A 21,513-nucleotide genomic window follows, 5' to 3' on the forward strand; every position below is an offset into this window, starting at 1 on the left:
TGTTGTGTCCTCGTCCTTTACTTAGCAGCCAGCTCGGCGGCCTTGTCGGCCGCGCCGTCCATGGTGTCCACGCGCTGCACCAGCGGGTGGTTGGCCTTCGACAGGATCTCGCGGCCGAGCTCCGCGTTGTTGCCGTCGAGGCGCACAACCAGGGGCTTGTTGACGTCCTCGCCCTTGGACTTGAGCAGCTCCAGGGCCTGGACGATGCCGTTGGCGACCTCGTCACACGCGGTGATGCCACCGAAGACATTGACGAAGACGGACTTGACGTCCGGGTCGCCGAGGATGATCTCCAGGCCGTTCGCCATGACCTCGGCGGAGGCGCCGCCACCGATGTCGAGGAAGTTGGCGGGCTTGACGTTGTCGTGCTTCTCGCCGGCGTAGGCGACGACGTCCAGGGTGCTCATGACGAGACCCGCGCCGTTGCCGATGATGCCGACCTGGCCGTCGAGCTTGACGTAGTTCAGGCCCTTGGCCTTGGCCGCCGCCTCCAGCGGGTTGGCCGCATCCTTGTCCTCAAGCGCCTCGTGCTCCGGCTGGCGGAACTCGGCGTTCTCGTCCAGCGAGACCTTGCCGTCGAGGGCGATGACATCGCCGCTGGCGACCTTGGCGAGCGGGTTGACCTCGACGAGGAGCGCGTCCTCGGCGACGAAGGTCTTCCACAGCGTCACCATGACGTCGGCGACCTTCTCGGCGACCTCGGCCGGGAACTTCGCCTGGGCGACGATCTCGCGGGCCTTCTCGATCGTGACGCCCTCGTTGGCGTCGACCGGGACCTTCGCGAGCTCGTCGGGGCGGGTCGCCGCGACCTCCTCGATGTCCATGCCGCCGGCGACGGACGCCATGGCCAGGAAGGTGCGGTTGGTGCGGTCGAGGAGGTACGAGACGTAGTACTCCTCGGCGATCTCCGGAGCGGTCTCGGCGATCATCACCTTGTGGACCGTGTGGCCCTTGATGTCCATGCCGAGGATGTCCGTCGCGCGGGCGACGGCCTCGTCCGGGGTGCCGGCCAGCTTGACGCCGCCCGCCTTGCCACGGCCGCCGACCTTCACCTGGGCCTTGACGACGGACTTGCCGCCCAGCCGCTCGGTCGCCTCGCGGGCCGCCTCAGGCGTGTCGATGACTTCACCGGCCAGCACCGGTACACCGTGCTTGGCGAAGAGGTCCCTCGCCTGGTACTCGAACAGGTCCACGCGCGTCCGTCCCTTGTCTTCTCAGAATCGCCGTAGTGATCGCGGTTCGTTCGACTGCGATGGGCGTGCCGCGAAGGGCAACGTGACGGCGCTGTCACTGAGGGAGGCGTACACGGTGACCGGATACGCGGCATGTCCGTCTCGCAGGTTATCGCCGGAGGCGCTGAGGCCCTAAATCGCAGATCACACTCCGGCGGTGATTACCATCACAGATCTTTTGCCAAGTTACGCCTCCCCGGGATTTCCGCATGTTCTGCCCGCCGGCCCCGTTGTCACTCGCTGTGCCCCCGCGTCGCGCGGGGTATGCGGTCATCTGCTGAAACGCCCCTGCGCGCCCCGTCCGCCGCCGATTCCGGCTCCGGTGACGTGGGAATCGTTTGGGGAAGACCTCCGCGCCGGTGTCCGGAAGGCCCCTTGACCCGTCAACTTCCGCCCGCGAACACTGTGTTGCACCCGGCCCTCCCCCTCCCCCCATCCCCTTTCCCGATTTCCTGGTGTCCGTGCACGGGAATGGCGACACATAAAGACCTATCCCGGCGTTTATGTCGAAGAGCCTCCCCGCAGCATCCACGGCAGGAGCACCGCCACCGCATCTGTCACCACATCCGTCACCACGACTGTCGTCACCTCCATCACCACGACTGTCATCACCTCCGTCACCACATCCGTGACCGCTTTCGTCGGCCGGACCCGGCACGGTTCGCAGCCGCAGCCGCAGCCGCGGCCGACGAGGAAGGAACCGCCTGATGGCCACCCCACTGACCGCGAGCCGGCTGCTCAAGGCACTGCGCGACGAGGGCCTGGTGGTCCATGAGGTCCGCAGCTGGCGTACGCACAACCGGAATTCCAAGGGGCCCTGGGGCCCGACGCATGGCGTGATGATCCACCACACCGCCACCGAGGGCACCGACAGCTCGGTGGACCTGTGTTACGACGGTCGCTCGGATCTGCCGGGCCCGCTGTGCCATGGCGTGATCGACAAAAAGGGCGAGGTCCATCTCGTCGGCAACGGCCGCGCCAACCATGCGGGGCTCGGCGACTCCGATGTACTGCGCGCGGTGATCAACGAGGACGCGGAGCTGCCGCCGGACAACGAGGCGGACACCGACGGCAACCGTCACTTCTACGGCTTCGAATGCATCAACCTCGGTGACGGCAAGGACCCGTGGCCCGAGGTGCAGCTGGTCGCCATGGAGAAGGTGTCGGCCGCGATCTGCCGGGCGCACGGCTGGGGCGAACGTTCGGTGATCGGGCACAAGGAGTGGCAGCCCGGGAAGGTCGATCCGCGCGGCTTCACGATGGACGACCTGCGCGGCCGGATCAAGAAGCGGCTGGCGAAGGCGCCGGAGGGCGCGCCGGAGACGGATGGCTCGGGGTCGGAGCCGGAGCCGGGGCCGACGGAGCCGCAGCATCCGGCGTATGAGCCGTTTCCCGGCCGGGACTTCTTCCGGCGGGGTGCCCACAGCCCGGTGATCACGGCAATGGGCGTACGGCTGGTCGCCGAGGGCTGTAGCCGCTATGAGGAAGGCCCCGGTCCCGAGTGGACCGAGGCGGACCGCGCGTCGTACGCGGCCTGGCAGCGCAAGCTCGGCTTCCACGGCGAGGACGCGGACGGGGTGCCGGGGCGGGTCAGCTGGGAACGGCTGCGGGTGCCCAACTCGTAGTGGATCGCGGCCTGTTGCCGCGCAGATACACCAAGGCCGGGCGGCCCTCCCCCACAGAGGTCCGCCCGGCTGTTCTTGGGTGTTCCGGCATCGGCCGCCGCCGCGACCGGGGCCGGAGGTGTTGGCCTACGGCTCAGACGGCCTGAACCGGGAGGGCCGGGAGGGCCGGCAGCGCCGGGATGTTGGCGGCGTTGGTCAGGTCGGCCAGGTTGGCGGGGACGACGGGGAGGGCCGGGGCGGCCGGGACGGCAACGGCGTCGGTCAGGTTGGCCGGGACGGCGTCGGTCACGTTGGCGGGGACGGCGTCGGTGGCCGCGCCCTGGGCGAACGCCACCGCGCCGGTGGCCGTGCCCTGGGCCTGCTTCGTCAGCTGCTCGGGACGGACGCCCGCACCCGCGAGACCGGCCAGCAGGTTGTCGGCCGAACCGGGGACCTTGGGCAGTGCGGGGGTCTTGGGCAGCGCCGGGGTGCCGGGCAGGGACGGGACGCCCGGGGTGGCGGGCAGCTGCGGAACGGTGGGCAGCGTGCCGTCCGTGAGGCGGCCGGCCTGGCCGAGGGCGGCACCCTTGGCACCCTTGACGGCCTTCTTGACGCTCTTGACGGCCTTGGCGGTCTTGACGCTCTTGACGGTCTTCTTGGCGTGCTTCAGGCCGGCGGTCTTCCGCAGCTCGCCGGTGTCCGGCAGCCCGGCGCCGTCGACGCGCTTCTGCACACCGTCGACCGCACCGGTCACGTCGCCGACCTGCGACAGCTCGCCGGTGGGCAGGTTCTTGGCCGAGACGCCGCCGAGGGCGCCGGTGGCCTTGCCCGCCACCTTGCCGACCGTCTTCTGGGCGGTCCCGGCGGTCTTCGTCACGGTGCCGGTCACGTCCCCGGTGGGCAGCTTCCCGGCGGTGTCGCCGACCGTACCGGTGGCCGTGTCGGTGACCGCGCCGGCGGCCGGGAGGTCCGTGCCGACGGGCAGTTCGGCGGCGTTGGCGGCGACGGAGCCCAGGGCCCAGAGACCGGTGGCGGCCGCGGCAACGACGAGGGAACGACGGATGTTGGAGCGCATGGTGGTGAAGTCCTTCGAATTCTGAGGGGTTTGACGGGCAGACCTGTCCCGCCCCCGCGCGGCAGGTCCAGTTACAGACGCGGAGCGGTCTGCCCTAGCCCGGGAATTCGAGGATTTCTTCGGCACGCCGACGCGTCGGAGCGCCATCGGCCGTGCGGACGCCACCGGGCAGCAGCCGGAAGCGCGTGGGGTGCGCCGGGGTGGCGGCGTGCTGGTCCCCGCCTCGGGGGCCGTGGCCGTCACCGGCGGTGTGCGAGCTGGGCGCCACCGGGCCCTGCGGGCAGGGCCCCGGAAGGCCGTCGTGGCCCGGATCCCGCTGCTCGTGGACGGTGTCCGAGGGGCCCTCGGACACCGGCTTGTGCAGGTCGTCGCGGAGCTGAACCGCCTGGGCGGCGGCAGCACCGTCGGCCTTGGCACCGGTCCGCGAAGGGGTCGGCTGTGCACCGTCGTTGGGCGTACGGCCGTGGTGGTGCGGGCCGTCGTCTCCGGGGTGTTCGGTGTGCTCACCGGACGGGAGGTGCACGGGCAGCGCGGCACCGGCCGAGTCCCCGACCTCGCGTACGACACGGCTCACCGGCTCGGTGACCGGGTCGGTGGCCGGTGCGGTCCGCTCGGCGGCGGGCCGTACGGCCTGGGCCACCGCGTCGGACGCGGTGCGGGTGTGCTCGGCGAGCTCCGGGCCGGACTCCTTGCCGCGCTGTGTCACAGCGGCTCCGGAGCCGGACAGCCGGCTCGCCCCGTCCCGGGTGGCGGCCCGGTCCGGGGTCGGTACCTCGGCCGCGGGCCGCGACGGGGCCGCTGCCCCGGTCAGGTCCGCGCCTTGGGTGCGGTCGTCGGCATGGGCGCCGGGACCGAAGGCGAAGCCGAGGGCGACAAAGCCCACCAGGAAGAGCCCGGCCAGCAGTGCACGCCGCACGGCTGCCGTGCGCGGAAGGCGCACAGCGGCAGGCAGGACGAGCACAGCGGACAAGGGGGACCTTCCCATACGGACGGGGACGCCCGAGGCGCAAGTCCTCGGCGTCACGCGCGTCGCGGGCGATCGAGCGATGAACAGATACTTGCATGAGAAACCAGGTGCCACGCAAGTCCCCCCGGGGCACCTGTCACCGTTGCTCCGCCATGTCCGGTATGGGCAGCGGCCGTTTCTCGATCGCGGCCGCCATGACGTCCGGGAACAGCTCCGGCGTACAGGCGAACGCCGGTGCCCCCAGGGCCGCGAGGGCCGCGGCGTGCTCCCGGTCGTAGGCGGGCGTCCCCTCGTCGGACAGCGCGAGCAGCGTCACGAACTGCACCCCGGACGCCTTCATCGCGGCGACCCGCTTGAGCATCTCGTCCCGGATGCCGCCCTCGTAGAGGTCGCTGATGAGGACGACGACGGTTTCGGTGGGGCGGGTGATGCGGGACTGGCAGTAGGCGAGCGCGCGGTTGATGTCCGTGCCGCCGCCGAGCTGGGTGCCGAACAGGACATCCACCGGGTCGTCCAGTTGGTCCGTCAGATCGACCACCGAGGTGTCGAAGACGACCAGCCGGGTGTCGAGGGTCCGCATGGAGGCCAGCACCGCGCCGAACACCGAGGCGTAGACGACCGAGGCGGCCATCGAACCGGACTGGTCGATGCAGAGCACCACGTCCTTCTTCACCGACCGCGCGGCACGGCCGTAGCCGATCAGCCGTTCCGGTACGACCGTGCGGTACTCGGGGAGGTGGTTCTTGAGGTTCGCCCGGATCGTGCGGTCCCAGTCGATGTCGCGGTGGCGCGGCCGACTGATCCGCGCGGAGCGGTCCAGGGCGCCGGTGAGGGTGGCGCGGGTGCGCTGCGCCAGCTTCTTCTCCAGCTGTTCCACGACCTTGCGGACGACGGCGCGGGCGGTCTGCCTGGTCGTCTCCGGCATGACCTTGTTGAGCGACAGCAGGGTGCCCACGAGGTGCACATCGGCCTCGACGGCCGCCAGCATCTCCGGCTCCAGCAGCAGCGCGGACAGTCCCAGACGGTCGATGGCGTCCCGCTGCATCACCTGCACCACGGACGACGGGAAGTACGTACGGATGTCGCCGAGCCAGCGCGCCACCCCGGGCGCCGAGGCACCGAGCCCCGCCGAACGCCTGCCCCCCTCGCCCCCGTTGGCGCCGCGGCCCTTCTCCCTTCCGTAGAGCGAGGACAGCGCCCCGTCCATGGCAGCGTCCCGCCCGCTGAGCGCACAGCCGGTGCCGTCCGCACCGCCGCCACCGAGCACGAGGCGCCAGCGGCGGAGGCGTTCGGCTTCGGGGGTAGGGGCGGTCGGGTTCGTCGGGTTCGTCGGGTCCAGTGTTGCGGTGGTGGCCGGGGCCGGGGCGGTCGGGTCCGGTGTTGCGGCCTTGGCGGTCGGGTCCGGTGTTGCGGTGGTCATGTCCGTGCCCCCGTGAGGTCGTCGGCCGGTCGGGATGGGTCCGGTTGTTCGTCGCCGAAGCCGCGCTGTCCGATGCCCAGCAGCATGCGGAGCGTGGGGAGGACGGCAGCGGCGCGGTCGCGGTCCAGGCCGGGGCCGAAGCCGGGCGCGGCCGCGTCCGGGGCGTCGCCGGCCGGGTGGCGGGGTGCCGTCGCGGGGCCGCGGCGGATCAGTTCGCCGAGGGTGCGCCGCACTGCGGTCTCGAACTCCGCGAAGGTGCGGCGCAGCAGCGGGAGTACGTCGGTGAACGCGGCGTCCGGCACACCGGTCAGCCAGCCGTCGACCAGGGCCAGCAGGCGCGCGTCATGGACCAGCAGCATGCCGCCGTCCCCGCCGCCGACGAAGCCCTCGATCCATCCGGCGGCATCGGTGGGCGGGGTGCCCGGCGACAGGGCGAGCCCCATCAGCCGCTCCGCTCCCCCGTCGCCCAACTCGCCGTCGTCCAGCAGGAGCCGGGTCGCGCGGCCGCGGAGCAGACCGGGCACGGAGTCCCGTTCGCTGACCGCCCGCAGCACCCCGGCCCAGCGGTCCCGCAGTGGCTGCCCTTCGGACTGCCGCTCGCCCTCCGGCTGGGCGAGCAGGCCGACAGCCTGATGGGTTGCGTCGAGATGGCCGCGCATTTCGGCGGCACCGTCGGCGTCCAGCCCCAGGCAGGCCGGTGGCAGGCCGACGAAGACCCGCTCGGCCAGGCCCGTGGCCACCTCGCGGAGCGCGGCGGCGTCCGTGCCGCGAACGTCGCCGTAGCGCACGGACCGTACGAGGGCGGGCAGCGCCTGGGCGAGATGGCCCACGTCCGCGTCCAGCGCGGCGCGGTCCGACAGCGTCCGCATCACCACCGGGAGGGCGTCGGGGAGTCCGGCCAGCAGACAGCGCTCGGCGAGCGCCGTGACCTCGGCGAGGCCGGCCGCCCCGGCCGCCTCGGACACGGCCTTGGCGGTGGCGGCGGCGAGCAGGGTCGTGCCCCAGATACCGGCCTCCGCGACCCGTACGGAGAGCTCCGGCTCCCAGCGCAGCCGCCAGGTCTCCCGGAAGGTGCCCGTACTGCCGCGGGAGCGGGCGGGCTCGCCCCAGGGGATGCCGAGCAGCCGCAGCCGGTGCAGCAGCCGGCTGCGCCCGGCATCGGTCTCCTTGCGCAGGTCCAGCTCCAGTTCCCGTTCCAGGGCCTCGGGTTTGAGCCGGAGCGTGCGTTGGCTGCGGGCGATGTCCCGTTGGAGCGGCACCGCGGGGGCGTCCTCCGGGACCTCGCCCAGCACCTCCCCGACCACCAGCCGGTCGTGGATCAGCGACGACGGGGCGTCGGTGCCGTCGCCCATGACGGCGCGCACCGCGTCGTCCAGCTCCGTCAGTCCGGCGAGCGGGCGGCCGCGGACCGTGGCCAGCCCCTCGGCGAGCCGGACCGCTTCGATGACATGCGCCGACGAGACGGCGTAGTCCTCCGCGCGGAGCAGCCCGGCGACCTTGGTCAGCCAGCGTTCGACGGGGCGGTCGGGGGCGCTGAAGAGATGGCCGTACCAGCCGGGTGAGGCGATCCCGGCGCCGTAGCCGCTGCGGCGGGAGAGCCGCTGATGCGTCCAGGGCACCCAGGTCACCGCCGTCTTCACCTTCGGCAGGCCCTTGAGCAACTGCCGGTCGGCGGTCATCGTGGTGCGCTGCGCCAGGGCCGGTACGTGCCAGGCTCCGCACACCACGGCGACGTCGTCCCCGAACTCCCGTCGCGCGGCCCGGAGCCGGAGCCGCATATGGGCCTCCCGTACCGGATCACGGTCATGGCCCCCGTCGCCGTAGGTCTCGCGCAGCGCACCCATCGCCTCGGCCAGCGCCGCGAACGGCGCCAGCGCATCCGCACCGGCTCCCCCGTCCCCGCCTCCGCCTCCGTCTCCGCTCCCGCGGTGCTCGATCACGTCCTCCCACCAGCGCTCGGGGTCGTCGTAACCGGCCGCCCCGGCCAGCACCCCGATCGGGTCGATGCGCACCTCGGCACGGGAGGCGTCCTCCTGCCCGCCGGTCTCCCTGCCCGCCGTCGCCTCGTTCGCGGGTGCCTCGTTCGCCGGTGCCTCGTTCCCCGTCCCCGCGTCCGCCGGTGACTCGTCCGTCGTCTCCCCGTCCGCCGTCGCCTCGTCGTCCCCCCACGCCAAGGAGTGCGCCGCGGGCAGATCGATGAAGCGGACGGGGACGTCGTGCGCCAGCGCCCAGCGCATCGCCACCCACTCCGGGGAGAACTCGGCCAGCGGCCAGAAGGCGGCACGGCCGGGGTCGTCCTGCACATGGGCGAGCAGCGCTACCGGCGGCCGCATGCCCTCCTGGGCGGCCAGCGGCACCAGTTCGTCCGCCTCCGGCGGTCCCTCGATCAGGACCGCGGACGGTGTGCACTGCTCCAGGGCGGCCCGCACCGCCCGCGCCGATCCGGGGCCGTGGTGCCGCACCCCGAGCAGCACCGGCCCACCCCTGTTTGCCGTTCGCTCGCCGCGCTCGCTCATGCGCTCACCTCGCGGCAGGCGCGGTAGAAGTCCTTCCAGCCGTCGCGCTCGCGCACCACGGTCTCCAGATACTCCTGCCATACGACCCGGTCGGCCGCGGGGTCGCGGACCACGGCGCCCAGGATGCCCGCGGCCACGTCGCCGGAGCGCAGCACGCCGTCGCCGAAGTGGGTGGCCAGCGCCAGGCCGTTCGTCACCACCGAGATGGCCTCGGCCGTGGAGAGGGTGCCGGACGGGGACTTGAGCTTGGTTCTGCCGTCGGTGGTGAGTCCGGCCCGCAGCTCACGGAAGACCGTGACGACCCGGCGGATCTCGTCCAGGCCCTCCGGACCGGCCGGGAGGTCCAGCGAGCGCCCGATCTGCCCGACCCGGCGCGAGACGATGTCCACCTCCTCGTCCGGGGTCGCGGGCAGCGGCAGCACGACCGTGTTGAAGCGGCGGCGCAGCGCGCTGGAGAGTTCGTTGACCCCGCGGTCGCGGTCGTTGGCGGTGGCGATCAGATTGAAACCGCGGACCGCCTGCACCTCCTGCCCCAACTCCGGGATCGGCAGGGTCTTTTCCGACAGGACCGTGATGAGCGTGTCCTGTACGTCGGCGGGGATGCGGGTCAGCTCCTCGACCCGCGCGGTCATGCCCTGCGCCATCGCGCGCATCACCGGGCTGGGCACCAGCGCCTCCCGGCTGGGGCCGTGCGCGAGCAGCCGGGCGTAGTTCCAGCCGTAGCGGATCGCCTCTTCCGGGGTGCCGGCGGTGCCCTGCACCAGGAGGGTGGAGTCGCCGCTGACGGCCGCCGCCAGATGCTCGGACACCCAGGTCTTCGCGGTGCCGGGTACGCCCAGCAGGAGCAGGGCGCGGTCCGTCGCGAGGGTCGTCACGGCGACCTCGACGATCCGGCGCGGGCCGACGTATTTGGGTGTGATGACCGTGCCGTCGGCGAGCGTGCCGCCGAGGAGGTAGGTGGCCACCGCCCACGGCGAGAGCTGCCAGCGCTCCGGCCGCGGCCGGTCGTCGGCCGCCGCGAGGGCGCGCAGCTCCGCCGCGAAACTGTCCTCGGCATGCGGCCGCAGCGCCTCGCCGCCCGCGGCTTCCGGCGCCGCCCCGGCCGTCTGCCGGCTCTCGTCGCCGGTCGTCGTGAAGGTGTTCGCGGACATGGTTCCCCCTAGTCGCAAGGTGTGCGGCCGGCACCGCGGCATCGCTGCGGCCGCTTGCTTCAACAACCTTGCATCACGCCACTGACAATCGCCCCAAAAACCGGCCCTGGCCTGCAAGTTCATCGTGCGGCTCGGCGATTGTCAGTGGTCCGCCGTAGCGTCGTGGACATGAATCCGCAGGGGGAACGCTGGACGACGGATCAGGTGCTCGCGCTGGCGCCTGACGAGGCATCGCGCAGGGCGGGCGGCAAGCTCGCCGCGCCCGGCCCGTGGTCGGACGCGGGCGCGGGCGGGAGCGCGGTGTGGGGGCAGTGCAAGGGCAGCGGCAAGAAGCCGTATCAGACGGTCGTGGACCTCAACGGTCCCGCCTTCAAGTGCAGCTGCCCGAGCCGTAAATTTCCGTGCAAGCACGCACTGGGGCTGCTGCTGCTCTGGGCGGGCGGAGGCGGGGAGGTGCCGTCCGGGGAGCCGTCGCCCTGGGCGGGTGAGTGGCTGGCCGGGCGCCGGGAGCGGACCGAGCGGGCCGCGGGCGCGCCCTCGGGCGCGGGCGCTCCGTCGCGCGCCCCGGCGGACCCGGAGGCCGCCAGGCGACGGGCGGAGCGCCGGATGCAGCGGATCGGCGCCGGCGCCACGGAACTGGAACAGCGGCTGGCGGATCTGCTCCAGTCCGGGCTGGCGTCGGCCGAGAGCGGCGGCGGCTCCTGGGACGAGACGGCGGCCCGTATGGTCGACGCCCAGGCACCCGGACTCGCGGCGCGCGTACGGGAGTTGTCGTCGGTGGTGGCGTCCGGGCCGGACTGGCCCGCGCGGATGCTGGAGGAGTGTGCGCTGCTGCACCTCCTCGACCAGGGGTTCCTCGGTATCGAGCGGCTGCCGGGCCCGCTCGCGGCGACGGTCCGCTCCCGTGTCGGGCTGACCACGGAAGCGGCGGATCTGCTGACGGGCTCCGATGCGGCGACGGTCCGGGACCGCTGGCTGGTGCTCGCCCAACAGGACAGCGCGGACGGCGCGTTGCTCACCCGCCGGATCTATCTGCGGGGCGAGCGGACCGGCCGGATGGCGCTGCATCTCTCCTTCGGCGGCTCCTCCCGCCCCCTGGACCTGGCGCTGCCGCCCGGCCTGGTACTCGACGCCGACCTCGCCTACTACCCGGGCGCCCGCCCGCTGCGTGCCACCCTCGGCGAGCGGCACGCCCCGGCGGCCCCCGGGGCGGTACCACCCGGCGGCGGCGTCGATGCCGCCCTGGCCGCGTACGGGGATGCGCTGCGCGACGACCCCTGGCTGGATTCCTGGCCGGTGGTGCTCAGCGAGGTCACCCCGATACCGGGCCGCGACGGGACGGGCTGGCAACTGGCCGACGCGGACGGGGAATCGGCGCTCCCCCTGGACCCGCGCGCCCTGGGCCGTACGGGCCTGTGGCAGCTCGCCGCGATATCGGGCGGGGCGCCGATCACGGTCTTCGGCGAATGCGGCCATCGCGGCTTTCTCCCACTGACCGCCTGGGACCCCACCCCGGTGTCCCTGTGACCCGCGCCCCGGCCGCACCGCCCCGGCCCCCATGGACGCCGTCCACCCCCGATGCCTGGAGGAAGGGCATGACACGCACCACCACCCCTACGTCCACCACGTCCATCGCGTCCACCACTTCTGCCGCATCCACTGCACCCACCGCATCCCCCGCACCCGCCGCACCCGCCGTATCCGCCGCACCCGCCGTATCCACGCCGACCACCGCCGCCTCCGCGCCCACCCCCTGGTCCGAACTCCTGAGGTCTGCGTTGCTCGGGACCGAGCGGCGAACGCCTCCGGTGGCGGCGCGGCCGGGGCAGGGCGCCGCGGCCGCGCTGCTGGACGCGGCCGCGGTGAGCACGGTGCGGCGGCGTGCCGCGCTGCGCCCCGCACCGGCCGGTGAGCGCCCCGCCCCGGCCCCGGCCAACCCGCGGCCCCTGCTGCCGCCCGCGGCGCGCCGACGGCTGTCCCTGCTGCTCGCCGACCGCGGCGGCAGCGGCGGCGGCGGAGGCGGCAGCCGCCGTGGCACGGCCCCCGACCTCACCGAACTGCTGCCCCAGTGGCTGACCGCCGCCGTCGAGCACGGCTACCGCGCCCCGGAGGCGCTGCTGCCCGCGCTACTCGACGCGGCCCGCGCCCGTACGGACCTGCGGCCCGCCGCGCTCGCCCTGGCAGGGCCGCGGGCCCTGTGGCTGGCCGGGCTGAACGACGCATGGAAGTTCGCGCTCCGGGGGACCGGCAGCGGAACCGGGCTCCCCGAGAACGGGGATCCCGCGGCCGTACGGCGCACATGGGAGGAGGGCCTGTTCGCGGAGCGGGTCGCCCTGCTGACCGCCCTGCGCCGCCACGACCCGCCGGCCGGTCTGGCGCTGCTGACCACGACCTGGTCCACGGAGCGGGCGGAGGACCGCCTGATGTTCCTCGACTCGCTGCGCGAGAACCTCTCGACGGCCGATGAGCCCTTCCTCGAACAGGCGCTGTCCGACCGCAGCCGCAATGTCCGCGCCACGGCCGCCGAACTGCTCTCCGCGCTGCCCGGCTCCGCGCTCGCGGCCCGTATGGCACAGCGCGCCCACAGCTGCGTCGGACTGGACCGTACGGCCGGCGCACCAGTGATCGCGGTGGAGGCGCCCCATGAGTGCGATACGGCGATGCAGCGGGACGGCGTGGCCGCCACACCGCCCTCCGGACGGGGCGAACGGTCCTGGTGGCTGAGCCAGTTGGTGGAGGCGACGCCCCTGGAGGGCTGGCACGCGCGCTTCGGGGGCCGTGACGCCGCGGCGATCATCGCCCTGCCCGTGGGCGACGACTGGCGGACGGAGCTCCACGACGCCTGGTGCCGCGCCGCCGTGCGCCAGCGGAACGCCGACTGGGCGCGGGCCCTGCTGGGCGCACCGGCCGCACCGTCCCAGGCGGCCGAGGTCACACCGGCCGGCTCGTCACGGGACCTGACGAAGCTGCTGACCGTCCTTCCCGGGGACGAACGGGCCCGGTGGGTGGCGGAGTTCATCGCGGCACACGGCCTGTCGGAAGCCTTCCGGATGCTCGGCGTGTGTGCGGTCCCGTGGGCCGAGCCGCTCGGCGGAGCGGTGGTCGACGCCCTGGACATCGCCCGGGACGCGGGCAGCTACCCCTGGAGCTTCAGCGGGGTGATGGGCCTAGCCGAGCGCTGTCTGGACCCGGCGGCCGCAGACCGTCTCGACATGCTCACGGCCGTCACGGACGAGCCCGAGGGCGCCTCCCCCGGCTCCGGCGGCTACTGGTCCGAGGCCTTCCAGCGCCTGGTCGGCACCCTGCGCCTGCGCGCCACGATGCATACGGAACTCACCCCACCGCCAACCGACGGGGCAACACCAGGGCCCCGCACGCCATGACAGCGCACACCGAGGCGGCACACACCGCAGCTGCCCGCCAGGCCGGGCCACTCCCCCGACCCGGCCCGCTCCGCCCGCTCCGTCTGCCCCGCGCCGCCTCAGACCGCCAGCGAGCGGACGTTGGCGTTGACCCACTCCACGATCGAGGCGGTCGTGGCGCCCGGGGTGAAGATCTCCGCGACGCCCTGGGCCTTGAGCGGGGCGATGTCCGCCTCGGGGATGATGCCGCCGCCAAAGACCTTGATATCCGCCGCGTCCCGCTCCTCCAGCAGGGCGATGACCTTCGCGAAGAGGGTGTTGTGCGCCCCGGAGAGGATGGACAGCCCGATCGCGTCGGCGTCCTCCTGGATCGCGGTGTCGACGATCTGCTCCGGGGTCTGGTGCAGCCCGGTGTAGATCACTTCCATACCGGCGTCGCGCAGCGCCCGCGCGATGACCTTGGCGCCCCGGTCGTGCCCGTCCAGGCCCGGCTTGGCCACCACCACACGGATCGGCCCCGACCTGCCCGCCGCGCCCTGGCTCCCCGGTTGCGCTCCGTCATGCCGAGCCACACTCATCACTGCCTCCAAGCCATGCACGGCACTGTGGTGCCGCCGAGCCGACAATCGATCGCGCGACCGCGATCCGGCGGCCACGAGCGTGAACGAACGTTATCGCCAGCATCCCGTACCCAGCCGTTTCGTGACATCCGGGGAGGGGGAAATCACACACGGGACACGTTCGCTATGCGCCGCGTCCCGCGTGTCGTGCCGCCGGAGCCGGGCGGCGCAGGGCGCGGGCCGGGCGCACGGGGAGCCGCAGCGGGGCCACCACGCCGTCGGGCAGGTACCAACGCGCATACGCGCATGCCCGCCATCGCCGCCCATGGCTTCCCACGAGGGCATACGGGGGTCGGAGCCGCCTCCCGCGTGCCGTTCGGGAGGTCGGCCATGCAGGCCCTGCCCTTTCTCTCCGCACCCGTTATCTCCACGCCCCTCGCCGCCGCCCCCCTTCTGATCGCGCGCCTCGTTTCCGCACCCCTCCGGTGCGCGCGCCTGCTCCCCACCCGCGCCGCCGCGCTCCCCCTTCGCAGCACGGCCGTGGACATGGCAGTCCTCGCCGGCCATCTCCTCCTCTATCCGACCGGCATCTCCCCGGAACGCCCGATGCCACGGCCCGCACCCCACCCCACAGCCGCATCCCCGGAAGGTTTCCTGACACCGGCGGCACCGACGGCAGCGGGGGCAGCGGCGGCACCGACGGCACCCAGGACAGCAGAAGCACCACACCCCGCCCCCCTCTCACCCACCCTGCTGCCGACCGAGGGCCGGACGCATCCGCCGGTCCTCCTGCTCCACGGCTTCATCGACAACCGTTCCGTCTTCCTGCTGCTGCGCCGCTCACTGCACCGGCACGGCTGGCGCCATGTCGAGGCGCTCAACTACTCCCCGCTGACCTGCGATCTCCGTAAAGCCGCCGAACTGCTCGGCCGCCATGTGGAGGAGACCTGCGCCCGGACCGGCCATCGCCGGGTGGACCTCGTCGGCCACAGCCTCGGCGGACTCATCGCGCGCTACTACGTACAGCGGCTCGGCGGCGATGCCCGCGTCCGTACGGTGATCACGCTCGGCACGCCGCACTCCGGCACCCGTATCGCGCCCCTGCTGTCGGCGCACCCCCTCGTCCGCCAGATGCGCCCCGATTCCGCGGTGATAGCGGAGTTGTCGCGGCCGGCGCCGAATTGCCGCACGCAATTCGTTGCTTTCTGGAGCGAGGAGGATCAGGTGATGGTTCCGGCCACAACAGCGAGAATCAGTCACCCGGATTTGCTCGCGTACAACGTGCATGTCGCCGGTGTCGGACATCTCGCCCTGCCGGTCAATGGCACGGTCGCCGCCGGAATACGGGAAGCACTGGCCGCGGCGGAATCCACGGAAGGAGCCGCGGACGCCATTTCGGTGGCCTGACTGTCCGCCGCGACGACCTGCGGGCACCCCACGGGAGGCGGTCAGGACGCCGCGTCGCCAACATGACCTTGACGCGAAGTCGAACAAACTTCGAACGGGGCGCCAAGAGCTCGCATGGGGACTGCCGAAAGGCGGCCAAATGCCCGATCTGGCCCAGCCCAAAACCAGTTGAAGATTGTCGCCGTCGCGTACCGCCGGGTACAGTCGCCGCTAATTCTCCTGCTGCCGAGGCGAAAGAGAAGTTGGTGAACGACCGTCACCCCTCGGGGGCCCAGCCTCCGACCGGCCCTGCTTCCGACGCCTCGTATGCGCACTACCCCGCCTACGACTCCTACGGGCAGCATGCCCAGACCGGGACCGCCGAATACGGCGACGGCGACCCCCTTTTCGGCTCGCTCCCCGGCTCGTACGAGACCGGTATGTACGACACCGGCGCCTATGACACCGGGATGTACGACACCGGCACCTACAGCGCGGCGGGCGCTTACGGTATGAGCGCCTACGGCACCGGCAACTACCACGCCGATGCCTCTGACACGGCGTCTTACCCAGCAGGCGACGGCTATGCCACCGGCGCGTACGACACCGGCAGCTATCCCTCGATGCAGTGGGAGACGGGCGGCTGGGAGACCGGCGGATGGGACACCGGCGCCTACGCCCTCGCCGACCCGTACTCGCCCGCCGCGGGCTATGACCCGTACGCACACACCACCTACGACGCACCGGCGCCCGAGGCCGCCGCGTACGCCTCCTCCGGCTACGAGACGGGCGGTTACGAGGCCACTTCTTACGGTCAGGGCGGGTACGACACCGGGAGCTATCCCCCCGGCGCATTCGACACCGGCACGTTCGACACCGGCACTTATGCCACCGGCGGGTACGAAACCCCCGATACCGCCGACGCCTTCGACGCTTTCGACCGGCAGGCCACCGCGCTCCAGGAGACCGCGAGCTTCGAGGCCACGGCTATCTGGCCGACCACGGACCAGGATCTGAGCGCCGCCATCCCGGCACAGGCGGGGCCGCCGCCGGACGACACCCTCCAGTGGGACAGCGCCACTTGGGACGAGGCCGGACATCTCGGCACCGGCGCTCCCGACCGCGACCGGCCCGGAAACGACCCGTACGACACCGGCCGGGCCGGGGGCGACGACCGCTCCCCCCGCGACGCCGAGGGCTACGAGGACTACAACGAGGCCGCGGCCGTGGCGGACGCCATGACGCAGGCCATGCCGATCACCCCCGCGGCACCCGCACCCGCCCCCGCCTCTGGCGGCCGCCGGGTCGCCGGGCCGGAAGCCGGGAAGGCCGTCCGCGGCCGGGGCCGGCGGCGTACGGCGAAGCGGTCGGCGATGCTGACCGTCGCGGTGCCCTCGGTCGCCGCCATGGGCGTCTGCGCCGTGGCCGCCGCGTCCGTCACCGGCTTCGGCGGGGACGACAAGAGCGAGGCGACCGCGCAGGCCGCACCCGACGCCGGGGCCGTCAAACCGTCCGCGGCCAACAACAAGCTCGACACCCAGCTCGCCAGCCTCAGCGCCAGCGCCGATGACTTCCGCGACCGGGCCAGCCGTACCCAGGAGCGGATCGACCTCAAGGAGCGCCAGGCGCAGGAGCGCAAGCGCAAGGCGGAGGAGGCGGCCCGCAAGGAGGCGATGCGGCCCAAGTTCCTGCTGCCGGTCAAGCAGCACGGGCTGAGCGCCCAGTTCGGCCAGGCCGGCGTCAACTGGATGTCGCTGCACACCGGTATCGACTTCCCGGTCAGCTACGGCACCCCGGTCATGTCCGCCACCGACGGCACCGTACGCACCCAGTGGAACTCCGCCTACGGCAATATGGCGATCGTGACGGCGCCCGACGGCACCGAGACCTGGTACTGCCACCTCAGCAGCACCAAGATCCGCTCCGGGTCGGTCAAGGCCGGTGACCAGATTGCCTATTCGGGCAACTCCGGCAATTCCACCGGCCCGCATCTGCACTTCGAGGTGCGTCCCGGTGGCGGCGCGGCGGTCGACCCGCTGCCCTGGCTGCACGGCCACGGTCTCGACCCGAACTGACCGCCGCCCGGCTCCGTCAGCGCCCCCAGGGCTCGTCCCCGGGGGCGTCCGGCTGTCCGGCTCCCGTTACAGCTTCTCCACCGGCGCATACCGCAGCAGCAGCCGTTTGGGCTTCTCGCCGCCGAAGTCGATCGTGGCCTCGGCGTTGTCGCCGCTGCCCTTGACGCCGACGACCGTGCCGAGGCCGAAGCTGTCGTGCGTGACGCGGTCGCCGATGGCCAGCGCGACCGCCGGGCGGTCCTGATTGCGGCGGGTGGCAAAGCCGCTGGGGCCCTTGGCGCGCGACGAGGACAGCGTGGAGCCGAAGCCGCCCCCGCCGCCCGCCGACAGTCCGCCCATGGAGGCCGACGGCGTCGCCGGGCCCGTCCGCTTCCACTCCAGGTAGTCGCCCGGGATCTCCTCCAGGAAACGGGAGGGCGGGTTGTACGAGGGCTGGCCCCAGGCGCTGCGCATCGTGGAGCGGGTGACGTAGAGCCGCTCGCGGGCGCGGGTGATGCCCACATAGGCGAGCCGGCGCTCCTCCTCCAGCTCCTTGGTCTGGCCCAGCGAGCGCATATGCGGGAAGACGCCGTCCTCCAGGCCGGTCAGGAAGACGACCGGGAATTCCAGGCCCTTGGCGGTGTGCAGCGTCATCAGCGTGATCACGCCGCTGCCCTCCTCGTCCTCGTCCGGGATCTGGTCGGAGTCGGCGACCAGCGCGACCTGCTCCAGGAAGTCGGAGAGCGTGCCCGGATTGTCTTCGCCACGGTCCTGCTCGAACTCCAGGGCCACGGCGGCGAGTTCCTGGAGGTTCTCGATCCGGGTCTCGTCCTGGGGGTCGGTGGAGGCCTGGAGTTCGGCGAGGTAGCCCGTGCGCTCCAGGACCGCTTCCAGGATCGTGGCGGGGCCCGCGCCGGACTCGACGATCGTCCGCAGCTCCTCCATGAGGACGTTGAAGCGCTTGACGGCATTGGCGGAGCGGGCCGCCATCCCGTATGCCTCGTCGACCCGGCGCAGGGCCTGCGGGAAGGTGATCTTCTCGCGCGCCGACAGGGCGTCGATCATCGCCTCGGCGCGGTCGCCGATGCCGCGCTTGGGAACGTTCAGAATGCGGCGCAGCGGGACGGTGTCCTCGGGGTTGGCGAGCACCCGGAGGTAGGCGAGCACATCGCGGACCTCCTTGCGCTCGTAGAAGCGCACACCGCCGACGACCTTGTAGGGCAGCCCGACCCGGATGAAGATCTCTTCGAAGACCCGGGACTGGGCGTTGGTGCGGTAGAAGACGGCGACATCGCCGGACTTGGCGTCGCCGGCGTCCGTCAGCCGGTCGATCTCGTCGGCGACGAACTGGGCCTCGTCGTGCTCGGTGTCGGCGACATAACCCGTGATCTTGGGGCCGGCGCCGGCGTCCGTCCAGAGGTTCTTGGGGCGGCGGTTCTCGTTGCGCTCGATGACGGCGTTGGCCGCGGACAGGATCGTCTGGCTGGAACGGTAGTTCTGCTCCAGCAGGATCGTCGTGGCGTCCGGGTAGTCCTCCTCGAACTGGAGGATGTTGCGGATCGTGGCGCCGCGGAAGGCGTAGATCGACTGGTCGGCGTCACCGACGACGCACAGCTCGGCGGCCGATTCGGCGGGGCCGACCAGCTCGCGGACGAGGGTGTACTGGGCGTGGTTGGTGTCCTGGTACTCGTCGACGAGGACATGGCGGAAGCGGCGGCGGTAGTGCTCGGCGACATCCGGGAAGGCCTGGAGCAGATTGACCGTGGTCATGATGATGTCGTCGAAGTCCAGGGCGTTGGCCTCGCGCAGCCGCGCCTGGTACATCGCATACGCCTCGGCCAGCGTCTTCTCGAAACCATCGGCAGCGGTCCCGGCGAAGGTCTCCTCGTCGATGAGCTCGTTCTTGAGGTTGGAGATCTTCGCGCTGAAGGACTTGGGCGGGTGGCGCTTGGGGTCCAGGTCCAGATCGCGGCAGACCAGGGCCATCAGGCGCTTGGAGTCGGCGGCGTCGTAGATCGAGAAGGACGAGGTGAAGCCCAGCTTCTTGGACTCGCGGCGCAGGATGCGGACGCAGGCGCTGTGGAAGGTGGAGACCCACATGGCGTTGGCGCGCGGGCCGACGAGCTCCTCGACGCGCTCCTTCATCTCACCAGCGGCCTTGTTGGTGAACGTGATCGCGAGGATCTGGCCGGGGTGGACATGGCGCTCGGCGAGCAGATGCGCGATGCGGTGGGTCAGCACCCGGGTCTTGCCGGAGCCGGCACCGGCGACGATCAGCAGTGGGCCGCCCGTATGCACCACGGCGGCCTTCTGCTCGTCGTTGAGCCCCTCCAGCAGGGCCGCGGCGTCGACGGCCGGGCGGGCGGCGCCGTCGCGGTAATACGGCTCCCTGGGCGCGGGCGCGTCGAACCTCCCGCCGAAGAGGTCGGCGGGGATCTCCTCCGGGGCCGGGCCGTGCTCGTCCTCGGGGGGCGGGGGATGCTCCTCCTCGCCCTTGTGGCCGAGGTCCGCCAGGAAGCTGTCGTCAAAGAGGCTGCTCATCGCCCACCGAGTCTAGGCCGCCGCACTGACAGTCCGCCGCGGAGTGCCCGAATGCCGGCCACTTCACGGGCGGGCTCGGCACAGCGGCAGGTCAGCGGGCAGGCTCCGGCGACCGGCCGGGCAGCGCTTCGTCTACCCGAACCCGACATCTGGCACGACAACACCCTCATCGCGTTCAGGTCACGAAAAGGTTTCGGGCATATCGAACATCAGCCTTCACAGGAGCCACACGAGTTGGCTAACGTCCTCGCTCAGGCAGCCCGCCTCCCCGCGGACGACAGGTTCGCACGGGCCGCCGACGCCGAGTCCGGCCCTGCCCTCAGGCACCCGGAGCCGGGGACCCACCAGCACCACCGGGGTGAATCGATCCGTACGGCCGTCGCCAGTGGACGTCCGGACCGTAGGGCAAGCCTTCCGTCAGCGACACCGCCCGAACCCGACAGCTAACCCGGTAGGCGGTCCACGGAAGGAGTTGCCGGTCTTGGCGTCGCATCGCAAGCCGCGCACCAGTGTTCTCGCCTCGCCCGGAGGCCGGCGTACGGCCGCCGGGCTCACCACCGCCGCCCTCGCCTCGGTCACCCTGCTCTCGCAGTCGGCCGAAGCGGCCCCCAGGGCGCCCAAGCCCACCGTCGAAGAGGTCCAGAAGAAGGTCGACGACCTGTACCACCAGGCCGAGACGGCCACCCAGAAGTACAACGCCGCCAAGGAGCGCTCCGACGCACAGCGCGCCACCGTGGACGGCCTGCTCGACGCCGCCGCCAAGCGCGCCGAGAAGATGAACGAGTCCCGGCGCAAGCTGGGCTCCTTCGCCTCGGCGCAGTACCGCACCGGCGGTATGAACCCGACGGCGCAGCTGATGCTCGCCAAGGACCCGCAGCAGTTCGTCGACCGCAACCACCTCATGGAGCGGCTGACCGACCGGCAGAAGCAGACCGTCTCCGACTACCAGGAGCAGCAGGCGGCGGCCGCCAAGCAGCGCGCCGAGGCCACCCGCAACCTGGAGCAGCTGCAGACCTCGCAGGCGTCCCTCAAGGAGTCCAAGCGCTCCGTCCAGGGCAAACTGGCCGAGGCCCGGCAGCTGCTGTCCCGGCTGACCGCCCAGGAGAAGGCGCGGCTGGCGGAGCTGGAGCGCCAGAAGGAGGCGGCCGCCAAGCGCCGGGCCGCGGAGGAGGCGCGCAAGCAGCAGGAGCGGGAGCGCCAGCGGCAGCATGACGGCGACGGCTCGACGGGCGGCGGTTCGACCGGCGGCTCCACAGGCGACTCGGCCTCCACCAAGGGTGCGAAGGCGCTCGCCTTCGCCCGCGCCCAGATCGGCAAGCCGTACGTCTGGGGCGCGACCGGACCGACGTCCTACGACTGCTCGGGGCTGACCCAGGCGGCGTGGAAGGCGGCGGGGGTCGATCTGCCGCGGACGACCTGGGACCAGGTCAAGGAGGGCCAGCGGGTGGCCACCAAGGATCTGCAACCCGGTGACCTGGTGTTCTTCTATGACGACATCAGCCACGTCGGCATGTACATAGGCAACGGGAAGATGGTCCACGCTCCGAAGCCGGGCGCCAACGTCCGGGAGGAGTCGATCTACTACATGCCGATCTACGGGAGCGTCCGACCGGGCTGAGGCCCGGCCCCCGCTCCCCCATGAGAC

Annotated in this window: 14 protein-coding genes and 1 riboswitch; of the genes, 6 read left to right on the top strand and 8 right to left on the bottom strand. The window is 72.2% G+C overall.

Translation table 11 applies throughout. From position 1 onward, the window contains the following. Positions 1-17 precede the first annotated feature (17 nt). Complete coding sequence (sucC, locus tag STRTU_RS13480) at positions 18-1,193, bottom strand: ADP-forming succinate--CoA ligase subunit beta (protein ID WP_159743761.1); 1,176 nt, start codon at positions 1,191-1,193, stop codon at positions 18-20. A 746-nt stretch (positions 1,194-1,939) separates the two neighbouring features. Here sucC and STRTU_RS13485 point away from each other — a divergent pair. Continuing rightward, on the top strand, positions 1,940-2,857 hold the full coding sequence (locus STRTU_RS13485) for a peptidoglycan-binding protein (RefSeq protein ID WP_159743762.1): 918 nt from the start codon (positions 1,940-1,942) through the stop codon (positions 2,855-2,857). A 133-nt stretch (positions 2,858-2,990) separates the two neighbouring features. Here the strand turns inward: STRTU_RS13485 and STRTU_RS13490 are convergent, their stop codons facing one another. From STRTU_RS13490 to STRTU_RS13510, 5 genes are all read right to left on the bottom strand, one after another. Continuing rightward, positions 2,991-3,911 (bottom strand): hypothetical protein, encoded by a 921-nt coding sequence (locus STRTU_RS13490; RefSeq protein WP_159743763.1) that lies wholly within the window; start codon positions 3,909-3,911, stop codon positions 2,991-2,993. 94 nt (positions 3,912-4,005) lie between these two features. Continuing rightward, a complete protein-coding gene (locus tag STRTU_RS13495; RefSeq protein WP_159743764.1) occupies positions 4,006-4,881 on the bottom strand; it encodes a hypothetical protein in 876 nt (291 codons plus the stop codon). Positions 4,882-5,014: 133 nt separating this feature from the next. After that, a complete protein-coding gene (locus tag STRTU_RS13500; protein WP_246240462.1) occupies positions 5,015-6,298 on the bottom strand; it encodes a VWA domain-containing protein in 1,284 nt (427 codons plus the stop codon). After that, a complete protein-coding gene (locus STRTU_RS13505) occupies positions 6,295-8,814 on the bottom strand; it encodes a DUF5682 family protein (protein WP_246240465.1) in 2,520 nt (839 codons plus the stop codon). Before STRTU_RS13505 ends, STRTU_RS13500 begins: the two co-directional genes overlap by 4 nt. Further along, positions 8,811-9,965, bottom strand: a complete 1,155-nt coding sequence (locus STRTU_RS13510) for an ATP-binding protein (protein WP_159743765.1) — start codon at positions 9,963-9,965, stop codon at positions 8,811-8,813. The genes STRTU_RS13505 and STRTU_RS13510 overlap by 4 nt, the downstream gene beginning before the upstream one ends. 168 nt (positions 9,966-10,133) lie before the next feature. Here STRTU_RS13510 and STRTU_RS13515 point away from each other — a divergent pair, with 168 nt between their 5' ends. Together STRTU_RS13515 and STRTU_RS13520 are read left to right on the top strand one after the other, a co-directional pair. Further along, positions 10,134-11,492 (top strand): SWIM zinc finger family protein, encoded by a 1,359-nt coding sequence (locus STRTU_RS13515; protein WP_159743766.1) that lies wholly within the window; start codon positions 10,134-10,136, stop codon positions 11,490-11,492. Between the two features lie 68 nt (positions 11,493-11,560). Beyond that, entirely contained in the window at positions 11,561-13,348 is a 1,788-nt protein-coding gene (locus tag STRTU_RS13520; RefSeq protein ID WP_246240468.1) for a DUF5691 domain-containing protein, read from the top strand. Positions 13,349-13,446: 98 nt separating this feature from the next. Here STRTU_RS13520 and STRTU_RS13525 read toward each other — a convergent pair whose 3' ends face one another. Then, positions 13,447-13,905 carry a cobalamin B12-binding domain-containing protein gene (locus tag STRTU_RS13525; protein WP_159743767.1) on the bottom strand — a complete coding sequence of 153 codons (459 nt, stop codon included), beginning with the start codon at positions 13,903-13,905 and terminating at the stop codon, positions 13,447-13,449. Between the two features lie 372 nt (positions 13,906-14,277). Here STRTU_RS13525 and STRTU_RS13530 point away from each other — a divergent pair, with 372 nt between their 5' ends. Both STRTU_RS13530 and STRTU_RS13535 read left to right on the top strand, forming a co-directional pair. Beyond that, positions 14,278-15,294 (top strand): esterase/lipase family protein, encoded by a 1,017-nt coding sequence (locus STRTU_RS13530; RefSeq protein ID WP_159743768.1) that lies wholly within the window; start codon positions 14,278-14,280, stop codon positions 15,292-15,294. Between the two features lie 245 nt (positions 15,295-15,539). Next, positions 15,540-17,348 carry a M23 family metallopeptidase gene (locus tag STRTU_RS13535; protein ID WP_159743769.1) on the top strand — a complete coding sequence of 603 codons (1,809 nt, stop codon included), beginning with the start codon at positions 15,540-15,542 and terminating at the stop codon, positions 17,346-17,348. Between the two features lie 66 nt (positions 17,349-17,414). Here STRTU_RS13535 and pcrA read toward each other — a convergent pair whose 3' ends face one another. Beyond that, positions 17,415-19,868 (bottom strand): DNA helicase PcrA, encoded by a 2,454-nt coding sequence (gene pcrA / locus STRTU_RS13540; protein WP_159743770.1) that lies wholly within the window; start codon positions 19,866-19,868, stop codon positions 17,415-17,417. Positions 19,869-20,157: 289 nt separating this feature from the next. Then, a riboswitch (cyclic di-AMP (ydaO/yuaA leader) is annotated at positions 20,158-20,342 on the top strand. Positions 20,343-20,349: 7 nt separating this feature from the next. Between pcrA and STRTU_RS13545 the strand changes: the two genes are divergently transcribed. Beyond that, complete coding sequence (locus STRTU_RS13545; protein WP_159743771.1) at positions 20,350-21,486, top strand: C40 family peptidase; 1,137 nt, start codon at positions 20,350-20,352, stop codon at positions 21,484-21,486. Positions 21,487-21,513 lie beyond the last annotated feature (27 nt).

Source organism: Streptomyces tubercidicus, from assembly GCF_027497495.1.
Lineage (GTDB): Bacteria > Actinomycetota > Actinomycetes > Streptomycetales > Streptomycetaceae > Streptomyces > Streptomyces tubercidicus.

Coding starts and splice junctions, on each gene's coding strand:
- STRTU_RS13485 (WP_159743762.1), top strand. CDS start 1,940: ATGGCCACCCCACTGACCGCGAGCCGGCTGCTCAAGGCACTGCGCGAC.
- STRTU_RS13490 (WP_159743763.1), bottom strand. CDS start 3,911: ATGCGCTCCAACATCCGTCGTTCCCTCGTCGTTGCCGCGGCCGCCACC.
- STRTU_RS13500 (WP_246240462.1), bottom strand. CDS start 6,298: ATGACCACCGCAACACCGGACCCGACCGCCAAGGCCGCAACACCGGAC.
- STRTU_RS13505 (WP_246240465.1), bottom strand. CDS start 8,814: ATGAGCGAGCGCGGCGAGCGAACGGCAAACAGGGGTGGGCCGGTGCTG.
- STRTU_RS13510 (WP_159743765.1), bottom strand. CDS start 9,965: ATGTCCGCGAACACCTTCACGACGACCGGCGACGAGAGCCGGCAGACG.
- STRTU_RS13515 (WP_159743766.1), top strand. CDS start 10,134: ATGAATCCGCAGGGGGAACGCTGGACGACGGATCAGGTGCTCGCGCTG.
- STRTU_RS13520 (WP_246240468.1), top strand. CDS start 11,561: ATGACACGCACCACCACCCCTACGTCCACCACGTCCATCGCGTCCACC.
- STRTU_RS13525 (WP_159743767.1), bottom strand. CDS start 13,905: ATGAGTGTGGCTCGGCATGACGGAGCGCAACCGGGGAGCCAGGGCGCG.
- STRTU_RS13530 (WP_159743768.1), top strand. CDS start 14,278: ATGCAGGCCCTGCCCTTTCTCTCCGCACCCGTTATCTCCACGCCCCTC.
- pcrA (WP_159743770.1), bottom strand. CDS start 19,868: ATGAGCAGCCTCTTTGACGACAGCTTCCTGGCGGACCTCGGCCACAAG.